General features: G+C 72.5%; 20 protein-coding genes and 1 pseudogene. 8 read left to right on the forward strand and 13 right to left on the reverse strand.

From position 1 onward, the window contains the following. Both ACGF2Y_RS07185 and ACGF2Y_RS07190 read right to left on the reverse strand, forming a co-directional pair. A pseudogene (locus tag ACGF2Y_RS07185) lies at positions 1-634 on the reverse strand (hypothetical protein); the annotation flags it as partial. A 173-nt stretch (positions 635-807) separates the two neighbouring features. Next, positions 808-990: a hypothetical protein gene (locus tag ACGF2Y_RS07190; protein ID WP_392943776.1), complete on the reverse strand. Its 183-nt coding sequence runs from the start codon at positions 988-990 to the stop codon at positions 808-810. A 302-nt stretch (positions 991-1,292) separates the two neighbouring features. On the opposite strand from ACGF2Y_RS07190, the gene ACGF2Y_RS07195 reads away from it, so the two are divergent. After that, entirely contained in the window at positions 1,293-2,282 is a 990-nt protein-coding gene (locus ACGF2Y_RS07195) for a helix-turn-helix domain-containing protein (protein WP_392943778.1), read from the forward strand. 75 nt (positions 2,283-2,357) lie between these two features. After that, positions 2,358-2,840 carry a DUF456 domain-containing protein gene (locus tag ACGF2Y_RS07200; RefSeq protein ID WP_392943780.1) on the forward strand — a complete coding sequence of 161 codons (483 nt, stop codon included), beginning with the start codon at positions 2,358-2,360 and terminating at the stop codon, positions 2,838-2,840. A 24-nt stretch (positions 2,841-2,864) separates the two neighbouring features. On the opposite strand, the gene ACGF2Y_RS07205 is transcribed toward ACGF2Y_RS07200, so the two are convergent. Beyond that, complete coding sequence (locus ACGF2Y_RS07205; protein WP_392944284.1) at positions 2,865-4,238, reverse strand: DNA-3-methyladenine glycosylase 2 family protein; 1,374 nt, start codon at positions 4,236-4,238, stop codon at positions 2,865-2,867. A gap of 172 nt (positions 4,239-4,410) precedes the next feature. Next, entirely contained in the window at positions 4,411-5,562 is a 1,152-nt protein-coding gene (rsgA, locus tag ACGF2Y_RS07210; protein WP_392943782.1) for a ribosome small subunit-dependent GTPase A, read from the reverse strand. A 383-nt stretch (positions 5,563-5,945) separates the two neighbouring features. On the opposite strand from rsgA, the gene ACGF2Y_RS07215 reads away from it, so the two are divergent. Continuing rightward, a complete protein-coding gene (locus tag ACGF2Y_RS07215) occupies positions 5,946-6,446 on the forward strand; it encodes a DUF5949 family protein (protein ID WP_392943784.1) in 501 nt (166 codons plus the stop codon). 138 nt (positions 6,447-6,584) lie between these two features. Here ACGF2Y_RS07215 and ACGF2Y_RS07220 read toward each other — a convergent pair whose 3' ends face one another. The 6 genes from ACGF2Y_RS07220 to ACGF2Y_RS07245 form a co-directional block, all read right to left on the reverse strand. Continuing rightward, the gene (locus tag ACGF2Y_RS07220; RefSeq protein WP_392943786.1) at positions 6,585-6,992 is read right to left on the reverse strand and encodes a rodlin; all 408 of its coding nucleotides are present in this window, start codon (positions 6,990-6,992) and stop codon (positions 6,585-6,587) included. A 119-nt stretch (positions 6,993-7,111) separates the two neighbouring features. Continuing rightward, entirely contained in the window at positions 7,112-7,312 is a 201-nt protein-coding gene (locus ACGF2Y_RS07225; RefSeq protein WP_392943789.1) for a hypothetical protein, read from the reverse strand. A gap of 223 nt (positions 7,313-7,535) precedes the next feature. Next, positions 7,536-7,946: a rodlin gene (locus ACGF2Y_RS07230; protein WP_392943791.1), complete on the reverse strand. Its 411-nt coding sequence runs from the start codon at positions 7,944-7,946 to the stop codon at positions 7,536-7,538. A 186-nt stretch (positions 7,947-8,132) separates the two neighbouring features. Further along, a complete protein-coding gene (locus tag ACGF2Y_RS07235; protein WP_392943793.1) occupies positions 8,133-8,423 on the reverse strand; it encodes a hypothetical protein in 291 nt (96 codons plus the stop codon). A gap of 253 nt (positions 8,424-8,676) precedes the next feature. After that, a complete protein-coding gene (locus ACGF2Y_RS07240) occupies positions 8,677-8,910 on the reverse strand; it encodes a chaplin (RefSeq protein ID WP_392943795.1) in 234 nt (77 codons plus the stop codon). Positions 8,911-9,197: 287 nt separating this feature from the next. Further along, complete coding sequence (locus tag ACGF2Y_RS07245) at positions 9,198-9,599, reverse strand: rodlin (RefSeq protein ID WP_392943797.1); 402 nt, start codon at positions 9,597-9,599, stop codon at positions 9,198-9,200. Positions 9,600-10,140: 541 nt separating this feature from the next. Here ACGF2Y_RS07245 and ACGF2Y_RS07250 point away from each other — a divergent pair. Continuing rightward, on the forward strand, positions 10,141-10,821 hold the full coding sequence (locus ACGF2Y_RS07250) for a chaplin family protein (RefSeq protein WP_392943799.1): 681 nt from the start codon (positions 10,141-10,143) through the stop codon (positions 10,819-10,821). Between the two features lie 544 nt (positions 10,822-11,365). Here the strand turns inward: ACGF2Y_RS07250 and ACGF2Y_RS07255 are convergent. Both ACGF2Y_RS07255 and ACGF2Y_RS07260 read right to left on the reverse strand, forming a co-directional pair. After that, complete coding sequence (locus ACGF2Y_RS07255) at positions 11,366-12,586, reverse strand: acetyl-CoA C-acetyltransferase (protein ID WP_392943801.1); 1,221 nt, start codon at positions 12,584-12,586, stop codon at positions 11,366-11,368. Between the two features lie 53 nt (positions 12,587-12,639). Then, positions 12,640-13,662 (reverse strand): LysR substrate-binding domain-containing protein, encoded by a 1,023-nt coding sequence (locus ACGF2Y_RS07260; RefSeq protein ID WP_392943803.1) that lies wholly within the window; start codon positions 13,660-13,662, stop codon positions 12,640-12,642. A 167-nt stretch (positions 13,663-13,829) separates the two neighbouring features. On the opposite strand from ACGF2Y_RS07260, the gene ACGF2Y_RS07265 reads away from it, so the two are divergent. The 4 genes from ACGF2Y_RS07265 to ACGF2Y_RS07280 all read left to right on the forward strand — a co-directional run bounded on the left by ACGF2Y_RS07265 (position 13,830) and on the right by ACGF2Y_RS07280 (position 17,615). Further along, entirely contained in the window at positions 13,830-14,774 is a 945-nt protein-coding gene (locus ACGF2Y_RS07265; RefSeq protein WP_392943805.1) for a CoA transferase subunit A, read from the forward strand. Continuing rightward, positions 14,771-15,556 carry a CoA-transferase subunit beta gene (locus tag ACGF2Y_RS07270; protein WP_392943807.1) on the forward strand — a complete coding sequence of 262 codons (786 nt, stop codon included), beginning with the start codon at positions 14,771-14,773 and terminating at the stop codon, positions 15,554-15,556. Before ACGF2Y_RS07265 ends, ACGF2Y_RS07270 begins: the two co-directional genes overlap by 4 nt. Positions 15,557-15,595: 39 nt before the next feature. After that, entirely contained in the window at positions 15,596-17,146 is a 1,551-nt protein-coding gene (locus ACGF2Y_RS07275; protein WP_392943809.1) for a 3-hydroxyacyl-CoA dehydrogenase, read from the forward strand. A gap of 64 nt (positions 17,147-17,210) precedes the next feature. Next, a complete protein-coding gene (locus ACGF2Y_RS07280) occupies positions 17,211-17,615 on the forward strand; it encodes a VOC family protein (RefSeq protein ID WP_392943811.1) in 405 nt (134 codons plus the stop codon). Here ACGF2Y_RS07280 and ACGF2Y_RS07285 read toward each other — a convergent pair. Further along, entirely contained in the window at positions 17,543-18,307 is a 765-nt protein-coding gene (locus tag ACGF2Y_RS07285) for a DUF6597 domain-containing transcriptional factor (protein WP_392943813.1), read from the reverse strand. The genes ACGF2Y_RS07280 and ACGF2Y_RS07285 overlap by 73 nt on opposite strands. Positions 18,308-18,431 lie beyond the last annotated feature (124 nt).

An 18,431-nucleotide genomic window follows, 5' to 3' on the forward strand; every position in this document is an offset into this window, starting at 1 on the left:
TCCGGTCAGGACCAACGGTCCGGTCAGGACCAACGGTCCGGTCAGGACCAACGGTCCGGTCAGGACCAACGGTCCGGTCAGGACCAACGGTCCGGTCAGGACCAACGGTCCGGTCGGAACCGGCGGCCGGCTCCGACTCCAACTCCGGCTCCGGCCGCGGATCGCGCTGCACATGTGGGTCCCAGGCCGACCGTGGATCCGGCATGAGGTCCGGAGCCGCTTCCGGAGCCACTTTCGGGGCCGGATCCGCTGCCGGGACCGGGTCCGCTGCCGGGACCGGGGCCGGGGCCCGCTGCGTCACCACGGACCGGATCGGCTCCGGCGGCCGGTACGCATCCGCGTACCGGCCCTCGTCCCGGTCCCCGTCGCGGTCCGCGTCCGGTTCCTCGTGCCGGTCCGCGTACGGGTCCCCGTACACCTCCCCGTACACCTCCGCGTACGGATCCCGGACGGTCTCGCGCACGGTGTCGCGGTGGTCGTCCACCGGCCTGCTCACCGTGTTCGACACGGAGTCGAAGCGGTCGTCGAGGCTGTCGTCCGCCCTGCTGGGACCGGTGTCCGGCGCGGACTCGTCGTACAGCTTGCGCCACCAGTCGTCCTCGTGGGCGGCGGGCTTCTCCCCCTGCTGACTCATGCCCTTATTGTCCACCGCGGAGGCGGTCCGAAAACGGGGCATCAGGAAAAAGCGGCCCGTAAACAGGGTCCGCCGGGCGGCTCACTCCCCCACGGGAAGGACGCCCGGCGAACCGGCCGGAGTGATCGGCATATCAGCGTTTCAGCCGTTCATATGGTCGACCGATCGCAGATTCAGCGCACGACGTACGTGTCGTTGACGGTCCGGACGACGGAGTTGCCCTGCGCGTCGCTCACTTCCGTCCGCAGGGTGACGGATTTCCCCGCCGCGTCCGCGTGGTCGACGGTCGCGGTCCAGCGGCCGCCCCGCTGCGCGGTGGTGGCCGCGTGCCAGGTCTCGCCGCCGTCGTCACTCAAGGAAACCTTCGCGCCGGTGAGCCTGCCGGGAGGCCCTGCGACTCCACGTCCGGCTTCCGCTCGGAACGACACGCTCAGGCCGTCCCGGGCACATCACTTCCTTCAGGTCAATCCGGAACAAACTAGCCCAAGAGGTCGCATCCCGAAGGCTGTTGGTGCTGCGGTGGCACCAAGTGACAGAGGGGCCGGAGGTACAGGGGATGATGTGGGCGGCGGGTTTACGCCGTGGCCCTTTTCCGCCACCCGGGACCCGCCGCAGGGGCGCCGTGATGCGCGATCACCACACCCGGGGAGGTCGGAGAATGCTGGGGGCCATAGGTCTCGACGAGAGACAGGAAGCCGCGTACCGCACGCTCGTCGCGGCGGGAGCCGTGGAGCTCAGCGATCTCGCGCACCGGCTGGCGCTGTCCGAGGCGGACGCCGAACGTGTGCTGCGACGGCTGGAGCAGCAGGGCCTGACCGCCCGGTCCTCGGCCCGTCCGGGCCGCTGGGTGGCGGCGCCGCCCGGTGTGGCGCTGGGCGCGCTGCTGATCCGGCAGCGGCACGAGCTGGAGCAGGCGGAGCAGGCGTCCGCGCTGCTCGCCGAGGAGTACCGGGCCGAGGCGAGCGAACCCGCGGTGCACGATCTGGTGGAGGTGGTGACGGGGGCGGGCGCCGTCGAGCAGCGCTTCCACCAGGTGCGGCTGGGGGCGGCGACCGAGGTGTGCGCCCTGGTGACGGGCGAGCCGATCGCGGTGACCGGGATGGGGAACGAGTCCGGGGAGCGGGCCGCCTCGCGCGGGGTGAGGTACCGGCTGGTGTTCGAGCGCGAGGTGCTGTCGACCCCGTTCGGGATCCTGGAGCTGTCGGCGGCGCTGAACCGGGGCGAGCAGTGCCGGGTGGTGGACCGGGTGCCGACGAAGCTGGTGATCGCCGACGGAAGCCTCGCGATGGTCCCGCTGACCGGTCGCGGCGAGGAGCCCGCCGCCCTGGTGGTGCACGCCAGCGGTCTGCTGGAGTCGCTGACGGGCCTCTTCGAGGCCGTGTGGCGGGAGGCGATGCCGCTGCGGCTGGGCGAGGGCGGCGGGGTGCGCGAGAACAGGGGCGGGCCGGACCCGATGGACCTGGAGATCCTGTCGCTGCTGCTGGCGGGGCTGACGGACGCCAGTGTGGCCAAGCAGCTGGATCTGGGACTGCGGACCGTACAGCGCCGGGTCAAGGGCCTGATGGAGCTGACCGGGGTCTCCACGCGGCTCCAGCTGGGCTGGCATGCGTACGAGCGTGGCTGGGTGGCCCGTACCGAGTCGGCCTGATGGCGGCGGCATCGGCGCAGGTGGCCGCGGGTGCGCTGACGAGCAGAGCGGGGCACTCTCCGGCAGGCTGGTCAGATGAGTGTGTGGCAGCTCGTCGCCGTGGGCCTGGTCATGCTGCTGGGTCTGGTCGGGGTGCTGGCGCCGGGCGTGCCGGGTCAGGCGATCGTCTGGGCGGCGGTGCTGTGGTGGGCGCTGACGGACATGACGCCGGCCGCCTGGGGCGTCCTGATCGGTGCGACGGCGCTGATGCTGCTGAACCAGGCCCTCAAGCCGCTGCTGCCACCTCGCCGCCCGGGTGAGTCGGGGGCGCCCCGCCGGACCTTGATGATCGGCGGGGTCGCGGGGATCGTGGGGTTCTTCGTGGTGCCCGTGGTGGGCGGGGTCCTCGGATACGTGGGCGCCATCTTCGGTGCGGAGCGGCTGCGGCTGGGCAGTCGCGGCGCGGGCTGGGCGTCGGTGCGCTCGGTGATGCGGGCGACGGGCTACGCGGTGCTGGTGGAGCTGTTCTGCTGTCTGCTGGTGGCGGGCGCCTGGCTGGGCGCGGTGCTCTGGGGCTGAGCGGAGTAGCCCCGGCGGCCGGGGTCAGCTCAGGACCGCCGTCCCCGCCGCTTCCAGATGGCGTACGGCGTAGGAGCGCCAGGGCCGCCACCGCTCCGCGCCCGGCGTCGCGTACGGGTCCACGTCGGGGTCGCCGAGCGCCCGCATCCGGATCAGGGCGGCGGTGCGCGGGCCGATCCCGGGCAGTGTCAGCAAAGTCCGTTCCGCCTCGTCCCGGTCGGCCCCGGCGTCCAGCCGCAGCCGGCCGTCGGCGAGCGCGCCGGCCAGGGCCCGCAGCACCGGGTCCTCGGCAGAACCGGCGAGCACGCCGGGCTCCGGGAACACATGGGTGAGCCCGCCGCACGGCACGTCCAGCGCCTTGCCGTACCGCTCGACCAGTTCCCCGGCGTCCGCGCGCCCCACCAGGGTCCGCGCCGCGGCCTCCTCCGGGTCGGCCGCGCCCGGCGAGCGCAGCCCGGGGCGGGCGGCGACCAGCGGGGCGAGCCGGGGGTCGGCGGCCAGCGCCTCGTCCACGGCGTACGGATCGGCGTCCAGGTCGAACAGGCGGCGCACCCGCTGGACGGCGGTGGTCAGGTCGCGCAGGTCGGTGAGCTGGATCCGGGCCTCCAGCCAGGGGCCGCCGGGCGACGCCTCGTCGACCGCGACGAGCCCGGTCCCGTACGGCAGCCGGAGGGTACGCCGGTAGGTGCGGCGGCCGGGCGGGCCCGCCACCTCCTCCACGCGCGCGACCGCCTCGGCGGCCAGCAGGTCGAACAGGGCGGCGGTGGCGTACGGGCCCCGATGGGCGAGCCGCAGCGGGATCCCGGCCCGCATCCCCTCGCGGCGTCCGCCGCCGAGCCCCGTACCGGCCTCGGTGCGCAGGGCGCTGGGGGTCCGGGCGTAGATCTGCCGGATGGTGTCGTTGAACTGCCGGACACTGGCGAACCCGGCGGCGAAGGCGATCTCGGTGACCGGCAGCCCGGTGGTCTGGAGGAGCACCCGGGCGGTGTGGGAGCGCTGGGCCCGCGCGAGCGCGACAGGTCCCGCGCCCAGCTCGGCGGTGAGCTGGCGCTGGACCTGCCGGGCGCTGTAACCGAGCCGCCCGGCGAGCCCGGGGACGCCTTCGCGGTCCACTACGCCGTCGCCGATCAGCCGCATGGCCCGGCCGACGACGTCCGCGCGGACGTTCCACTCGGCGGAGCCGGGCACGGCGTCCGGGCGGCAGCGCCGGCAGGCCCGGAAGCCGCCCGCCTGGGCCGCCGCGGCGGTGGGGTAGAAGCGCACGTTGACGCGTTTGGGCGTGACGGCGGGGCAGCTCGGCCGGCAGTAGATGCCGGTGGTCACGACGGCGAAGAAGAACGCGCCGTCGAACCGTGCGTCACGGCTGCACACCGCCTCGTACCGGGTCCGTTCGTCCATCACACCGTCCAGTGTGCGGCAGCCGGGGCCGCCGCACTCGCGGTTTTCGGACGTCGAACCGTAGGAGGTGTCCTGCCGGTCAGGGCCGGAAGCAGGGCGCGGCCTTCGGGGCGAGGCGCCTTGCCAGGCGTCGCGGACCCGCCATGGCCGACCGGGCACCCCCTGGCTCCGGCTACCGCACCCGGCCGCGCTTGGCCTGCATGGCCGCGCGCCCCTCCGCGCCCTTGCGCTTCCAGTCCCGCAGGATCTCGGAGCGCACCCGGGCGTCGGTCTTGGCGACGATCCGCTGGTTCTCGCGGATCAGCTTGCGGTAACTGTCGAGCCGCCGCTCGGGCAGGACCCCGTCCTCCAACGCGCCGAGGACGGCGCACCCCGGTTCGGCGTCGTGGGCGCAGTCGTGGAACCGGCATCGGGTGGCCAGCTCCTCGATCTCGGAGAACACCTCGCCGACCCCGGTCCCGGCGTCGTACAGGCCCACTCCGCGCAGCCCGGGGGTGTCGATGAGGACGCCCCCGTTCGGCAGGACGAGCAGGTTGCGGGTCGTGGTGGTGTGCCGGCCCTTGCCGTCGACCTCCCGGGCGGCCCGCACCTCCATCACGTCCATGCCGAGCAGGGTGTTGGCCAGGGTCGACTTGCCCGCGCCGGAGATGCCGAGCAGCACGCTCGTGCCGCCGGAGACGACGGCGCCGAAGACGTCGAGCCCCTCGCCCGTGGTGGAGCTGACGGGCAGCACCTGGACGCCGGGGGCGATCCCCTCGACGTCCTGGACGAGGTGGGACAGGGTGACCGCGTCGGGCACCAGGTCCGCCTTGGTGAGCAGCACGATCGGTTCGGGGCTGTGGCCCGCGTCCGCGCCGTCACCGAGCAGCGCGGCGCCGCTGGAGCTGGACAGCGCGAGCGCGAGGAAGCGCTCCAGGCGGCCGAGGTCCAGCTCGACGGCGAGCGAGACGCAGATGGCGATGTGGTCGATGTTGGTGGCGAGTACCTGCCCCTCGGACCGCTGGGAGGACGTGGAGCGGACGAAAGCGGTGCGACGGGGCAGCAGCGTACGGACGAAGCGCGGATCGCCGTCGGCGTCGAGCGCCACCCAGTCGCCGGTGCAGACGATCCGCATCGGGTCACGGGGCACCACGAACGCGGTGTCGGCGCGTACGGGGCCGTCGGCGGTGATCACGTCGCACTGACCGCGGTCCACCCGCACGACGCGTCCCGGCACGAGCCCCTGCTCGGCGTACGGGGAGAATGCGGCCGCCCAGTCCTCGTCCCAGCCGTACGGAGTCAGCGGGTGCGAGGAGGAAGGAACGGAGAGAAACGAGAAAGACAAGGGAAACCCTTCACAGGGTGGCCCCGGCACGCGCGCTCGGCGCGGTGAGGAAGAAGTGGGTCAGCCGGTGGCCACGGGGATGAGGACGATGCTCTTCCGGTTGTGGGCAGTGCCCATCGCAACGACAGTCATCAATGTCCTCACCTCCTGATTCCGCTGGCTTCCGTGCCCCACGCGTCACTGCGGCGTGCGGACTTCGGCCACATTAGCCCGGCCCCCGGGGACGACGTCAACGGCTTTTCCGCGCACCCCCGATGGAGGTGTCCGCTGGAGGCGTCCGGGGGCGGCCGGACCGGAGCGTTCGCCGGAGTTACCCAGAGATCTCCCTCGATCGGGTGATACGCATGCATAGGCCCCGGTCCGGGGCCGTTAGGGTGCCGAGCATGACCACACCCCAGGCCGCCACCGGCACATTCACCCCAGCCCAGTTGGGCACCCAGATCCTGATCGGCTGGAGCGGCCGGCAGCCCGACGCCGACCAGGACACCGCCTTCCTCCTCGCCTATTCGCTGGGCGACGGGCAGGACGGACCGGAGGTCGGCCGCGAGGCCATGCGCGCCGCGCTGGAGCGCGCGGGTCTCCATGTCGGCGGCCCGATCCAGGACGCGGCCGAGGCCCCGGGCATCCAGGCGAAGCTCCTCGTCCAGGCGGGGCGGGCGGTCCTGACACTGCCTCACCTCACGGCGCAGTACCCCGCCCCCGCGGAGTGGCTGGCCGCCGCCCAGGCGCAGGGCCAGGTGTACGGGATGTTCGCCACCAGCCCGTGGCCGGAGGCTCTTCCCGGACAGCCGGTCAGCGAGGACCAACTGCGGGCCTTCGCCGCCGACGAGGAGGTCGTCCGCACCGCCGCCCACTGCCTGCTCCCGGTCCGCTCCCTGGGCTGAGCGTCGCTCCCACCGCCAAGCACGTACGGGCGAGGCCCACCACCCCACGTGGGGTGGTGGGCCTCGCCCGTACGGCCCGCGAAAACGAGGACGGGCGGCCCGGAGTGTGATCTCCGGACCGCCCGCGCTCGGTGTACGTCAGTTGTTGCCGACGCCGTTGCCCGAGAGGACCGGGATGTCGTCCAGGATGTGCGACAGCGGCTCGTCACCCTTTGCCTGGGTGGAGTTGTCGGCGCACTGCTGGTTCTGCGGGGAGGACAGGACGTTGATGTCCTGGACCGCGACCGGCACGACGCCGACGAGCGAACCGATGTTGGCCTTGGCCGGCAGGCCGATGCAGAGCTTGTTCAGCGTGCCCTGCACGAGCTGGGTCTGCGGGCTCCAGTCGCCCTTGGTCACGGCGTTGCCGAAACTCTGCTCGGCGCCGTTGCCGTTGACCGTGGTGGTACCACCGTCGTTGCCGATCGCCATGGCCGTGGGAGCCGCGGCTGCGGACAGACCGAGCAGGGACACGGCCACAGCTGCGCCGGCCATCATCTTCTTCATCAAGCTTCACCTTTCGGAGCGTCCCGTTGTGGAACGTACTGCTCAACCGACGCGGACCACGATCGGTTGCGCAGTACCACTCAAATGGGTTCGATCCGGCGCAAGGTCGACGCCGCTGTTCACGTCCCGGCGGCCTCGCCGGACGAGCGGGCCGCCGGGACGAAGCCGCCGCGGGGGTCGGCCGGTTGCCGGGAGGCTTCCGGCAGGGGGTCGTGTCCGGCGGCCCGCCACTCGGCGACGAGCCGGTCATAGATCGGCGTGCCGCTCGGTGCGGACTGGTGCACTCTGCTCTGCGGGGGCTGACTGCCGTACGGATCCATGGAGATGCTCTACCCGGGCGGGGACGGACCCTCAGCAGGTGCTACGGCATCCGGCCCAACCATCGGCCGCACCTGTCCGCCGCCGGCCCACCGCCCGTCTCCGCCTGCCTCCGCGCTTCTCCGCACGGGATGTGCCGGTGCATGCCGAAGGGCCAGCCGCTCCGTACGGCGAAGAACGGTCGCCGTACGGAGCGGGCTGGCCCCGGGGTCGTGCTGCGCGACGTCAGTTGTTGGCGGCGCCGTTGCCCGAGAGGATCGGGATGTTGTCCAGGATGTGCGACAGAGCCTCGTCACCCTTGGCCTGGGTGGAGTTCTCGGTGCACTGCTGGTTCTGCGGGGAGGACAGGATGTTGATGTCCTGGACCGCGATCGGCACGACGCCGACGAGGGAGCCGAGGTTCGCCTTGGCGGGCAGGCCGATGCAGGGCTTGTTCAGCGAGCCCTGGATGAGCGCGAACTGCGGGCTCCAGTCGCCGTGGGTGGCGGAGTTGCCATAGGCCTGCGAGGCGCCGTTGCCGTTGATCGACGTGGTGCCGTTGTCATTGCCGATGGCCATGGCGGAGGGGGCGGCCGCAGCGGAGGCACCGACGACCGAGGCAGCGACGGCTGCCGAGGCCATAATCTTCTTGATCATGAAAAGCCCTTCTGGATGAAACGTGTGCCCGCCTGTCCGGAGCGCTCTGATCAACTCGTCCCGGCGGGATCTGGTTATGCCCATTCACTCGAACGGTGCTTTCCTTCTGGGTATCCAGGAGAGCGGGGACCGGCACCGGAGTAATGGGATCGGCGAGAGATCCGGCGAACTGCCGTCCTTGGACGGTCAGCCGCCGAGGGGCACTCCACCGAGCAGCGGGGCGGCGCCCCCGGCGACCCCGGTCGCCTCGCCCGCCAGCTTGCCGACGGTGCCGTCCTTCGAGACCGTCTCGGTGGTGTCGCCGACGGTCTCGACCAGCGGGTCCACCACCTGCGGGGCACTGGCCATGACCTGGTTGAGGCCGCGGTCGAGGCTGAAGTTGGGGGCCGTGGCGTCAGTAGCGGCGAAGGCGGGAGCCGCCGCCCCGAGGGCGGCCACGGAACCGGCAACGAGCGCGGCGGTCTTCGCGTACTTCACTTGGGAGATCCCTTCTGCGCGGCATCTGTTTCGGTCACGTTCCCGTGCCGCACACAAGCCTTCTTTACCTGTGACTTCTGCCGCTTTCTCCCTGAATAACGATCCGGCCGCTTTCGGGAAACTATGGAGCGACTGATTTCTCCGGGACCGGCCCCCGGAGTCGGACTGTGAGCCGGACGACGAAAGGGCCCCGGACGGCATGCGCCGTCCGGGGCCCACCGGTCACGAGCCCGCGGCCCGTCCGGTCAGTGAGTCACTTGTTGATGCAGGTGTTACCGAAGGCCGGGTTCAGCGCACCGACCAGGTTGACGGTGTTGCCGCAGAGGTTGACCGGGATGTGGATCGGGACCTGGAGGACGTTGCCGGACAGGACGCCCGGGGAGTGCGCGGCGACGGCCTCGGCACCCGCGTCGGCCATGGCCGGCGCGGCGGTGCCCACCGCCATGAGCGTTCCGGCGGCGACGGCGGCAATCTTGGTGTACTTCACTTTTCGTCCCTTTCTTCGGCGGAGTCCGGTGCGGTCACGACTTTCGTGCCCGCCCGAGCCGGTCCTGATCGCTCGTGACTCCGGCGCTGTCTTTCGTAACGATGAACATCTGTGATCGAAACTCTCCCGGGAGCGGATTTCCGGAGAACCGCCCGAATGCCGCACCGTCCGGACCCGGGTACGCGCACGGAATGCGGCGGGCCGGACCGGCTTTCCCGGGACAGCGGCGGGCCCGAGCCGCTCGGTGGAGGAACGCCGAGGGGCCCGGACCCGGGTATTCAGCCGTATCAGCCGTTGTGGGCGCCGTTACCCGAGAGGATCGGGATGTCGTCCAGGATGTGCGACAGAGCCTCGTCACCCTTGGCCTGGGTGGAGTTCTCGGTGCACTGCTGGTTCTGCGGGGAGGACAGGACGTTGATGTCCTGCACCGAGATCGGCACGAGGCCGACGAGCGAACCGGCGTTGGCCTTCAGCGGCAGGCCGACACAGGGCTTGTTCAGCGAGCCCTGGACCAGGCCGAACTGCGGGCTCCAGTCGCCGTGGGTCTCGGCGTTGCCGAAGGACTGCGAAGCGCCGTTGCCGTTGACCGAGGTCGTGCCTCCGTCGTTGCCGATCGCCATGGCCTGCGTCGCGCCGAGACCGAGGATGGAGGCGGCGACAGCGCCCGTAGCCAGAACCTTCTTGATCACGATTAACCCTTCTCGTACTGGTTGCCCCGTGGCGGAGCCCCCTGATCAACTCGCCGCTCGGTGTTTGGTTCCGCACGTTCACCCGAATGCCGGACACGGAGGTCCCCCCACCTCTGTTCGTACGGTCGGCCGTTCGTGAAGAATTTGCCCACACCTCATCCGAACCATTTCGCCCGAACGGACGAACGAGGGCCCGCTCCCCTGACGTCGCGACACATCCGGAGAGGATGTTTACTCGCGGTCAACACCAACAGCAGGCGGCTCAGTTGGGGACGAATCGTTTCCCTTGCCCTGCGCACCGGGATGCACGGGGTCCACGGGCACCACCCGTTCGGGTGATAGGACATTTTCCACGCAACTCCAAGTTTCCCGTACAGACCCGAGTCGTTATGGCAGTCATCCAGCGCGCACGTGTTCACCACTTTTCACCACGGCTTCCTGCGGGATCCGGCTGTGCAGCGGCTCCGCCCGATGGCTGCCCGCATCCGCGCGCGAAGCACCCACACGATGTCCTCGCGAATGTTCCAAGGAAGGGCAAGTAATGCGACAGGTTTTGAACAAAAGCATTATCGTCATGGCGGCCGCATCCGGCCTCCTGGCGGCGGTGGGCGGCACCGCGCACGCCGACGCGTCGGCCGAGGGGGCGGCCGTCGGTTCGCCGGGGGTCGGTTCGGGCAACGCCGTGCAGGTGCCGGTGCACGTCCCGGTCAATGTGTGCGGAAACACCGTCAATGTCATCGCTCTGCTGAACCCGGCCTTCGGCAACAAGTGCGTCAACGCCGACGGCCCGAAGCACGACCACCCGCCGGTGGACAAGCCCCCGGTGGACGAACCCCCGGTCGACGAGCCCCCGGTCGACGAGCCGCCCGTCGACAAGCCGCCGGTCGACGAGCCGCCCGTCGACGAGCCGCCCGTCGACGAGCCCCCGGTCGACGAGCCCCCGGTCGACGAGCCGCCGGTGGACAACCCGCCCGTCGACGAGCCGCCGGTCGACGAGCCCCCGGTGGACGAGCCGCCGACCGACAACCCCGGTTCGGACACCCCCGGTTCGGACACTCCTGGCTCGAACACTCCCGGTTCCGGCACGCCCGGGTCCAACACCCCGGACGCGCACCTGGCCGACACCGGTGCCGCCGACCTGGGTCTGGCCGCCGGCGCGAGCGCCGCGCTGCTGCTCGGTGGTGCGGTGCTGATGCGCCGCACGCGCAACGCGCGGGACTGACACAGAGCTCCTGCGGGAGAACGAGGTCCGGCCGGACAGCGGGGACTGTCCGGCCGGGCCTTCTGTGTGCGCGGCGGCCGTCGCGGGCTCGCGGGCCGGGGCGGACGTCACCGTGTACGAGCGCGGCGACGCCGACGACCCCGGTGGGGACGCGGGTCTGGCTGACCCGGGAGCCGGGGTGACCAGGCCGCACACCGCCACCGGCGCGGTCCAGGCCCGGCAAACGCCCTGTGGGGCCGGCCGGACCTCTCCACGACGCTGGAGCGGTACGCGGCCGAACGCGCGGCGGCGGGAGCCCACTTGGTGGAGCCGGTCCGCCGGATGGGGCGCGCGCTGGTCGAGGAGACTCCCGGCCGGCCGGCGATGGGGCAGGACGAGGTGGACGTCTGGTTCCGCGGGCTGCCGGCCGGGAAACGCGGCACCACCTCTACCAGGAGGACCGGGAGGCGGCCGGGCCGGAGCCGGAAGGCCGGGAGGGACCGTCGTCCGGCGAGGCGGTTCCGCGCTGACTTCCCTCGGCCCGCGACGCGTTCGGAGATTTCCCTCAGTCCGCGATGCGCTCGAAGACGGCCGCGAGGCCCTGGCCGCCGCCGATGCACATCGTCTCCAGTCCGTACCGGGCCTCTCGGCGGTGGAGTTCACGGGTGAGGGTGGCGAGGATGCGGGCTCCGGTGGCGCCGACCGGGTGGCCCAGCGAGATGCCCGAGCCGTTGACGTTGATCCGCTGCTCGTGGTCCTTCTCGCCTAGGCCCAACTCCCTGGTGCAGGCCAGCACCTGGGCGGCGAACGCCTCGTTCAGCTCGATCAGGTCGAGGTCGGCGAGCGTGAGGGCCGCCCGGTCGAGGGCCGCGCGGGTGGCGGCGACGGGGGCGATGCCCATCGTCGCTGCGGGGACTCCGGCACGGGCACAGGAGACGAGGCGGACGAGCGGAGTGAGGCCGAGGCGTTCGGCGGTCTCGGCGCTGGTGACCAGGCAGGCGGCGGCCGCGTCGTTCTGGCCGCTGGCGTTGCCCGCGGTGACGGTCGCGTCCGGGTCGGATTTCGCCATCACCGGCCGGAGAGCGGCGAGTTGTTCGGCGGTGGTGTCCGGGCGGGGGTGCTCGTCGGCGGTGACGACGTGCTCGCCCTTGCGGGTGCGTACGGTGACGGGGACGGTCTCCGCGTCGTAGCGGCCGTCGGCGGCGGCGCGGGCGGCGCGCTGTTGGGAGCGCAGAGCCAGGGCGTCCTGGTCGGCGCGGCTGATGCCGTACTCCCGGCGCAGGTTCTCCGCCGTCCCGATCATGCCGCCGGGGACCGGGTGGTTGACACCTCCGGCGGTGACGCGGCCCCGGGCGAGCGCGTCGTGGAGCTGGAGGCCGGGGCCCTTGATGCCCCAGCGGCCGTCGTGGGTGTAGTAGGGGGCGGCGCTCATCACGTCGACGCCGCCCGCGATCACGACGTCGCTGAACCCGGCCCGGATCTGCATCGCCGCGTCCAGCACCGCCTGGAGCCCGGAGCCGCAGCGGCGGTCGATCTGGGAGCCGGTGACCGTGGTGGGCAGTCCGGCGTCCAGGGCGGCGACCCGGCCGATGGCGGGGGCCTCGCTGGTCGGGTAGGCGTGGCCGAGGATCACCTCGTCGACCCGGGCGGGGTCGATGCCGGTACGGGCGACGATCTCCGCGATGACGTGCGCGGCCAGCGCGGCCGGGGTCTGCTGGGCGAAGGCCCCGCCGAAACGGCCGATGGGGGTACGCAGGGGTTCGCAGATGACGACGTCGAGCGGCACGGTGGGGCCTTCCTTCAGAGCGACGGGCGGGGCATCGGGGCGTGTCCGGCGGATCAGGCCGGGTTCCGGGGGACACGCCCCGGCGGTGGGGTGACCTTCGCATCCGGTGACTGAGTCGGTCCAATACCGGATGTGGCTCCCGTCGAGAGGCTCGGCGTCTCAATCGGTCCTTCGCCCGGTCCGCGTACGGGGGTCGGCAGGGCGTCCCGGGCGACGGCCAGCACGGCGCGCAGGGCGGCGGAGGGGTTGTCGGCACGCCAGGCCAGGGCCGCCTGGCGGCGGATGGGCGGTCCGGTGAGGGGCCGGTAGGCCAGTCCGCTCTGCTGGATGTGCCGCACGGAGGTGACCGTGAGGGTGATGCCGACCCCGGCGGCGACGAGCGCCATGATCGTGTACGAGTCGGGGGCCTCCTGGACGACGCGCGGGGTGAACCCGGCGCTCTCGCAGGCCTCGGTCATGGCATCGCGCACGGTGGAGCCGGAGTTGGCGGGGAAGGAGACGAACGGTTCGTCCGCCAGCTCGCCCAGCGGCACCGCCTCGTGCCGGGCGAGCGGATGGTCGAAGGGCAGGGCACACACCAGCTCCTCCTCGTCGATCACCCGGTAGTCCACTCCGGGCCGGGTCACCGGCAGCCGGACGAAGCCCAGATCGAGCGAGCCGTCGGCGACCCGGGACAGGGCGACGTTGGCGTACGTCTGGCCGGTCATGACCAGTTCGAGCCCGGGGTGTGCGGCGCGCACGGCGCGGGTGAGGCGGGGCAGCGTCTCGTGGCTGGAGGCTCCGGCGAAGCCGATGGTCACCCGGCCGTACTCGCCCCGGCCCGCCGAGCGGGCGGCCCGGACGGCGGTGTCGAGGTCGTCGAGGACGGTTCGTACGGGTTCGAGGAAGGTCTCCCCCGCGCCGGTGAGCCGGACGGATCGCGTGTTGCGGCGGAAGAGCTGGACCCCGAGTTCCTTCTCCAGCTGCCGGATCTGCTGGCTCAGGGGCGGCTGTGCCATCTGGAGGCGCTTGGCGGCCCGGCCGAAGTGCAGCTCCTCGGCCACGGCGAGGAAGGCCTTGAGGTGGCGCAGTTCCATGCGGGTTCCCCTCGGCTCTCATCCGGTCTCATCCGGATTCTCTTCCGGATTCTCTTCCGGCTGAGTGAGATATGACGCGTCTCAATGCGAGCCTAATTCGGTATTGGACACCGATCAATGGCCCCTGGCACGGTGGGGCGACCTGTACACCGACGCCGGGGAGCGCTGTGGAACGGACGGCCGGCAAGGTCGTGTCCCTGCGGGAGGCGGTCGCGCGCTTCGTGCACGACGGGGACACCGTGAGCCTGGAAGGGTTCACCCATCTCATCCCGACCGCCGCGGGCCACGAGATCATCCGGCAGGGCCGGCGCGGGCTCACCGTCGTACGGATGACGGCGGACATCGTGGTGGACCAGATGCTGGCGGCCGGCTGTGTGACCCGGCTGGTCTCGTCCTTCGTGGGCAACTCCTCCGCCGGTTCGCTCGGTGAGCTGCGGCGGCGGATCGAGCGGGGCGATCCCGAGCCGCTGGCGTTCGAGGAGTACAGCCACTACGGGATGGTGTGCCGATACCTCGCCGGTGCGCAGCGGCTGCCGTTCCATCCGCTGCGCTCGTACGGCGGCAGCGATCTGCCCTCGGTCAACCCGGGTATCCGCAAGGTGACCTCGCCCTTTCCCGGGCCGGACGGGCAGGCCCCCGAGCAGACCTACGTGGTGCCGCCGGTCAACCCGGACGTGACGATCGTCCACGCGCAGCGCGCCGACCGCCGGGGCAACACCCAGATCTGGGGTCTGACCGGTGTCCAGGCCGAGGCGGTGTACGCGGCGGACCGGGCGATCGTGGTGGTGGAGGAGCTGGTCGCGGACGAGGTGATCCGGTCGGACCCGAACCGTACGCTGATCCCGGCGCACGCGGTCGACGCGGTGGTGGTCTGCCCGCGCGGGGCGCATCCCTCGTTCGCGCAGGGCTACTACGACCGGGACAACGCCTTCTACCGGTCCTGGTCCGCGATCAGCGCGGACCCGGTGCGGCTGCGGGAGTGGCTGGAGGAGTGGGTGTACGGAACGGCCGGCCATGCGGAGTACGTGGCGAAGCTGGGCGAGGATTACTGGGCGGGGCTCGCGGTCGGCGAGGCGCTGAGCGAGCCGGTGGACTACGGGCGGCGGCTGTGAGCGGACAGCACACGGAGGCCACCCGGCCCGTCACCTCCTCCGAGCTGCTGTCCGTCGTCGCCTCGCGTGAACTGGCCGGACGCCGCACGGTGTTCGCGGGCATCGGGCTGCCGACGCCGACAGCCGAACTGGCGCGGCTGACCGTCGCGCCGGACATCGAGGTGGTGTACGAGTCCGGGGTCTGCGGGGCGCATCCCTCCCGGCTGCCGGAGACCATCGCGGACGCCGTCCTGATCACGGGGGCCGAAGCGGTGGTGTCCATGCCCACGCTGTTCGGCTCGGTGCTCCAGGGCGGGCACATCGACGTGGGTTTCCTGGGGGCCGCGCAGATCGACCGGTGGGGCAACCTCAACACCTCGGTCATCGGGGACTGGGACCGCCCGGCGGTTCGGCTGCCGGGTTCCGGGGGCGCGGTCGAGGTGATGGCGAACGCCCGCGAGGTGTTCGTCGTGATGCGCCGCCACACGCCGCGTTCCTTCGTCGACGTCCTGGACTTCTGCACGACGCCTGGCCCGGAACGGGCGCTGGCGGACGGGATCCGCCCGCTGGGCATCGGCGTCACCCGGGTCGTCACCGAGCTGGGCGTCCTGGCCCGGGAGGGCGTCGGTGACGAACTGCGGCTGGTCGCCGTGCATCCCGGGATCACCGTCGAGCAGGTCCGGGCCGCGACCGGCTGGGACCTCAAGAGCGCCGGCACGGTCGCGACGACGGTCCCGCCGACCTCCGCGGAGCTGCTGCTCCTGCGTGACGAAGTCGACCCCGACCGTGTCTATCTCCGTTGAAGAACCACATCCGCCTCCGCTGAAAGGGCTCTCACCGCCATGCGTATCAGGATCGTCGGAGCCGGGGCCATGGGCCGCGGCATCGCCCAGTGGGCGGCGAGCGCCGGACACACCGTCGAGCTCGGGGACGTACGGCCCGAGGCGGTGACGGACGCCCTGGACTTCGTCGCCTCGATGCTGGACCGGGCGGTCGCCAAGGGCCGGATGTCCGCCGCCGACCGGGACGGGGCCGTGGCCCGGCTGGTGCCGCTCGCCGAGCCGTGGGCGGCGGGGCCTGAGGTGGAGCTGGTGATCGAGGCGGTACGGGAGGATCTGGCGACCAAGGCCGAGGTGTTCGGGAAGCTGGAGCGGGCGCTGCCCTCATCCGTCGTCTTCGCGACCAACACCTCCTCCCTGTCGGTGACCCGGATCGCCGCGACGCTCCAGGACCCCTCGCGCCTGGCCGGGCTGCACTTCTTCAACCCGGTGCCGCTGATGAGGATCGTGGAGGTGGTGCCGGGCGCGGCGACCCGTCCGGACATCCCGGCCCGGCTGACCGAGCTGGTCGAGGGGTGCGGCCACCGGGCGGTCACCGTCGCCGACACCCCCGGATTCCTGGTCAACCACGCCGGGCGGGGGCTGGTGACCGAGGCGCTCGCGCTGCTGGAGGAGTCGGTGGCGGACCCGGCGGAGATCGACCGGATCGCCCGGGACGTCCTGGGGCTGCGGATGGGCCCCTTCGAGCTGATGGATCTGACCGGTCTCGATGTGACGGCCGCGGTGATCGACTCGATCTGGCAGGGCTTCCGGTACGAGGACCGGCTGCGCCCGTCCTTCCTCACCCCGAACCGGGTGGTGGCGGGGCTGCACGGCCGCAAGACGGGCCGGGGCTGGTACGCGTACGGCGACGGGGCGTCCGGCCCCGCACCGGAGAGCGCGGTCACCGGGGACGCGGACCGCCCGGTGTTCCTGGTCCCGGGCGGGCGGCCGGAGACCGCCGCGTACGAGGAGGCCCTGGCCGGTTCGCTGGCGGCGGCGGGGGTCCGCGTCGAGCGGGGCAGCGAGCCGTCCTCCCGGGCCGTGGTGCTGGTGCCCGTCTGGGGGACGTCGGTGTCGGCGGCGGTCGCGGAGGGCGCGCTGCCCCGGGAGCGTACGTTCGGCGTGGAGGTGCTGCCGGCGGCGGGGCGGCGGCGGGTCCTCGCGGTGACGGCGGCCGGCGACCCGGTGGCCGCCCGGGACGCGCGGGCGGTGCTGGCGCGGGCCGCCGGGGGCGGTGAGCCGTACGCGGTGTCGGTGGTGCGGGACACCGCGGGCTCGGTCGCGCAGCGGCTGCTGTCCTCCGTCGTCGCGGTCGGCTGCTCGATCGCGGAGCGCTCGCTCGCCGCGCCCGCCGACATCGATCTGGCGGTGACCACGGGGCTCGGCTATCCGGCCGGTCCGCTGGCCTGGGGCGAGCGCGTCGGGGCCGTGACGATGCTGGAGCTCCAGCGGTCGCTGCACGCGACGACGGGCGACCCGCGGCACCGGCCGACGCGGTGGATCACGGAGCGGGCCGCGCTGGGCCTCGCGCTGACCGATCCGGGGACCTCGCCCGCGGACTGCCTGGAATGAGGGGCGGGGGCGGGCGTCCGATTCGTACAAGACGGCCGGGACGGCGTGCGCCTACGGTCGGGGCATGACTCCACGACTCGACGCGATCGGCATCATCACGGCGGACCTGGCGGCCTCGCTCGCCTTCTACCGGCGGCTCGGCCTCGACATCCCCGAGGGGGCGGAGTCCGCGCCCCATGTCGAGGTGACCCTGCCGGGCGGGCAGCGGCTGCTGTGGGACACCGAGGAGGTCATCGCCTCGTTCGACCCCGCCTGGAAACGCCCGGCGGGCGGCGAGCGGCTCGGGCTGGCGTTCGCCTGCGACAGCCCGGCGGAGGTGGACGCCCTGTACGCGGACCTCGTCGGGGCCGGTCACCCGGGCCATGCGAAGCCCTGGGACGCGGAGTGGGGGCAGCGCTATGCGGTGGTGCTGGACCCGGACGGCTGCGGAGTCTCGCTGTTCGCCTCCGCGTCCCCTGCCGCGAAGTAGGCCCCGAGCGTCGTTCCGGCGAGGTCGCGCATCTCGCGGGCCAGGTGGGCCTGGTCGGTGCAGCCCGCCCGGCATGCGGCCTCGGCGTACGGGAGGCCGGTGCGGATGAGGGTCAGGGCGCGCTGGAGGCGGAGGATCCGGGCCAGGGCCTTGGGGCCGTAGCCGAAGGCCGCGAGGGAGCGGCGGTGCAGTTGGCGGGCTCCGAGGCCGACTTCGGCGGCCGTCGCGGCGACGGACCGGCCGCGACGCAGCCGGTCCGCGATCGCCACGGTGAGCGGGTCCGGCGGTCCGGTGCCGGCGGCCAGGTCCAGGGCGGCGTCCTCCAGGGCGGCGGCGGGGTCGGGGGCCCGGTCGATCCGCTCGACGAGCCTGCGGGCGGCGGGCCGGGGCCAGAGGGCGTCCAGCTCGACCCGGTGGTCGCGCAGCTCGTGTGCCGGTACGCCCAGGAGCGTCGGCGCGGTGCCGGGGGCGAAGCGGATCGCGGCGCAGGAGCCCCGGTTCCGCGGGTCCACCTCGAAGGCGTGGGTGTCGGGTCCGGCCACGATCAGGCGGCCGCCGGTCCAGATCAGGTCCATGCAGCCGTCGGGGAGCACGGACCGGGCGGGCTGCTCGGAGCCGGGCGGGGCGTCCAGGGTCCAGACGACGGAGCCGTCGAGCCGGGACGGCCTCTCCTCGTACCGCCGGCGGGGCATGCTTCCAGACTAAGGGCTGTCCCGTCATCCCTGGTGGATCAGCGCGCGGCGTCAGATGCGGTCCATCGCAAGGCGGAGGGACGTCCGCATACTGGATGTATTCGGGCGTTCCGACAACGCGGCG

Source organism: Streptomyces sp. NPDC048142 (assembly GCF_043202835.1).
In the GTDB taxonomy this organism is placed as follows: domain Bacteria; phylum Actinomycetota; class Actinomycetes; order Streptomycetales; family Streptomycetaceae; genus Streptomyces.

What these genes read in the sequence shown, in the direction of transcription:
- ACGF2Y_RS07195 (WP_392943778.1), top strand. Translation starts at nt 1,293, where the DNA reads ATGCTGGGGGCCATAGGTCTCGACGAGAGACAGGAAGCCGCGTACCGC.
- ACGF2Y_RS07200 (WP_392943780.1), top strand. Translation starts at nt 2,358, where the DNA reads ATGAGTGTGTGGCAGCTCGTCGCCGTGGGCCTGGTCATGCTGCTGGGT.
- ACGF2Y_RS07205 (WP_392944284.1), bottom strand. Translation starts at nt 4,238, where the DNA reads ATGGACGAACGGACCCGGTACGAGGCGGTGTGCAGCCGTGACGCACGG.
- ACGF2Y_RS07215 (WP_392943784.1), top strand. Translation starts at nt 5,946, where the DNA reads ATGACCACACCCCAGGCCGCCACCGGCACATTCACCCCAGCCCAGTTG.
- ACGF2Y_RS07220 (WP_392943786.1), bottom strand. Translation starts at nt 6,992, where the DNA reads ATGAAGAAGATGATGGCCGGCGCAGCTGTGGCCGTGTCCCTGCTCGGT.
- ACGF2Y_RS07225 (WP_392943789.1), bottom strand. Translation starts at nt 7,312, where the DNA reads ATGGATCCGTACGGCAGTCAGCCCCCGCAGAGCAGAGTGCACCAGTCC.
- ACGF2Y_RS07230 (WP_392943791.1), bottom strand. Translation starts at nt 7,946, where the DNA reads ATGATCAAGAAGATTATGGCCTCGGCAGCCGTCGCTGCCTCGGTCGTC.
- ACGF2Y_RS07250 (WP_392943799.1), top strand. Translation starts at nt 10,141, where the DNA reads ATGCGACAGGTTTTGAACAAAAGCATTATCGTCATGGCGGCCGCATCC.
- ACGF2Y_RS07260 (WP_392943803.1), bottom strand. Translation starts at nt 13,662, where the DNA reads ATGGAACTGCGCCACCTCAAGGCCTTCCTCGCCGTGGCCGAGGAGCTG.
- ACGF2Y_RS07275 (WP_392943809.1), top strand. Translation starts at nt 15,596, where the DNA reads ATGCGTATCAGGATCGTCGGAGCCGGGGCCATGGGCCGCGGCATCGCC.
- ACGF2Y_RS07280 (WP_392943811.1), top strand. Translation starts at nt 17,211, where the DNA reads ATGACTCCACGACTCGACGCGATCGGCATCATCACGGCGGACCTGGCG.
- ACGF2Y_RS07285 (WP_392943813.1), bottom strand. Translation starts at nt 18,307, where the DNA reads ATGCCCCGCCGGCGGTACGAGGAGAGGCCGTCCCGGCTCGACGGCTCC.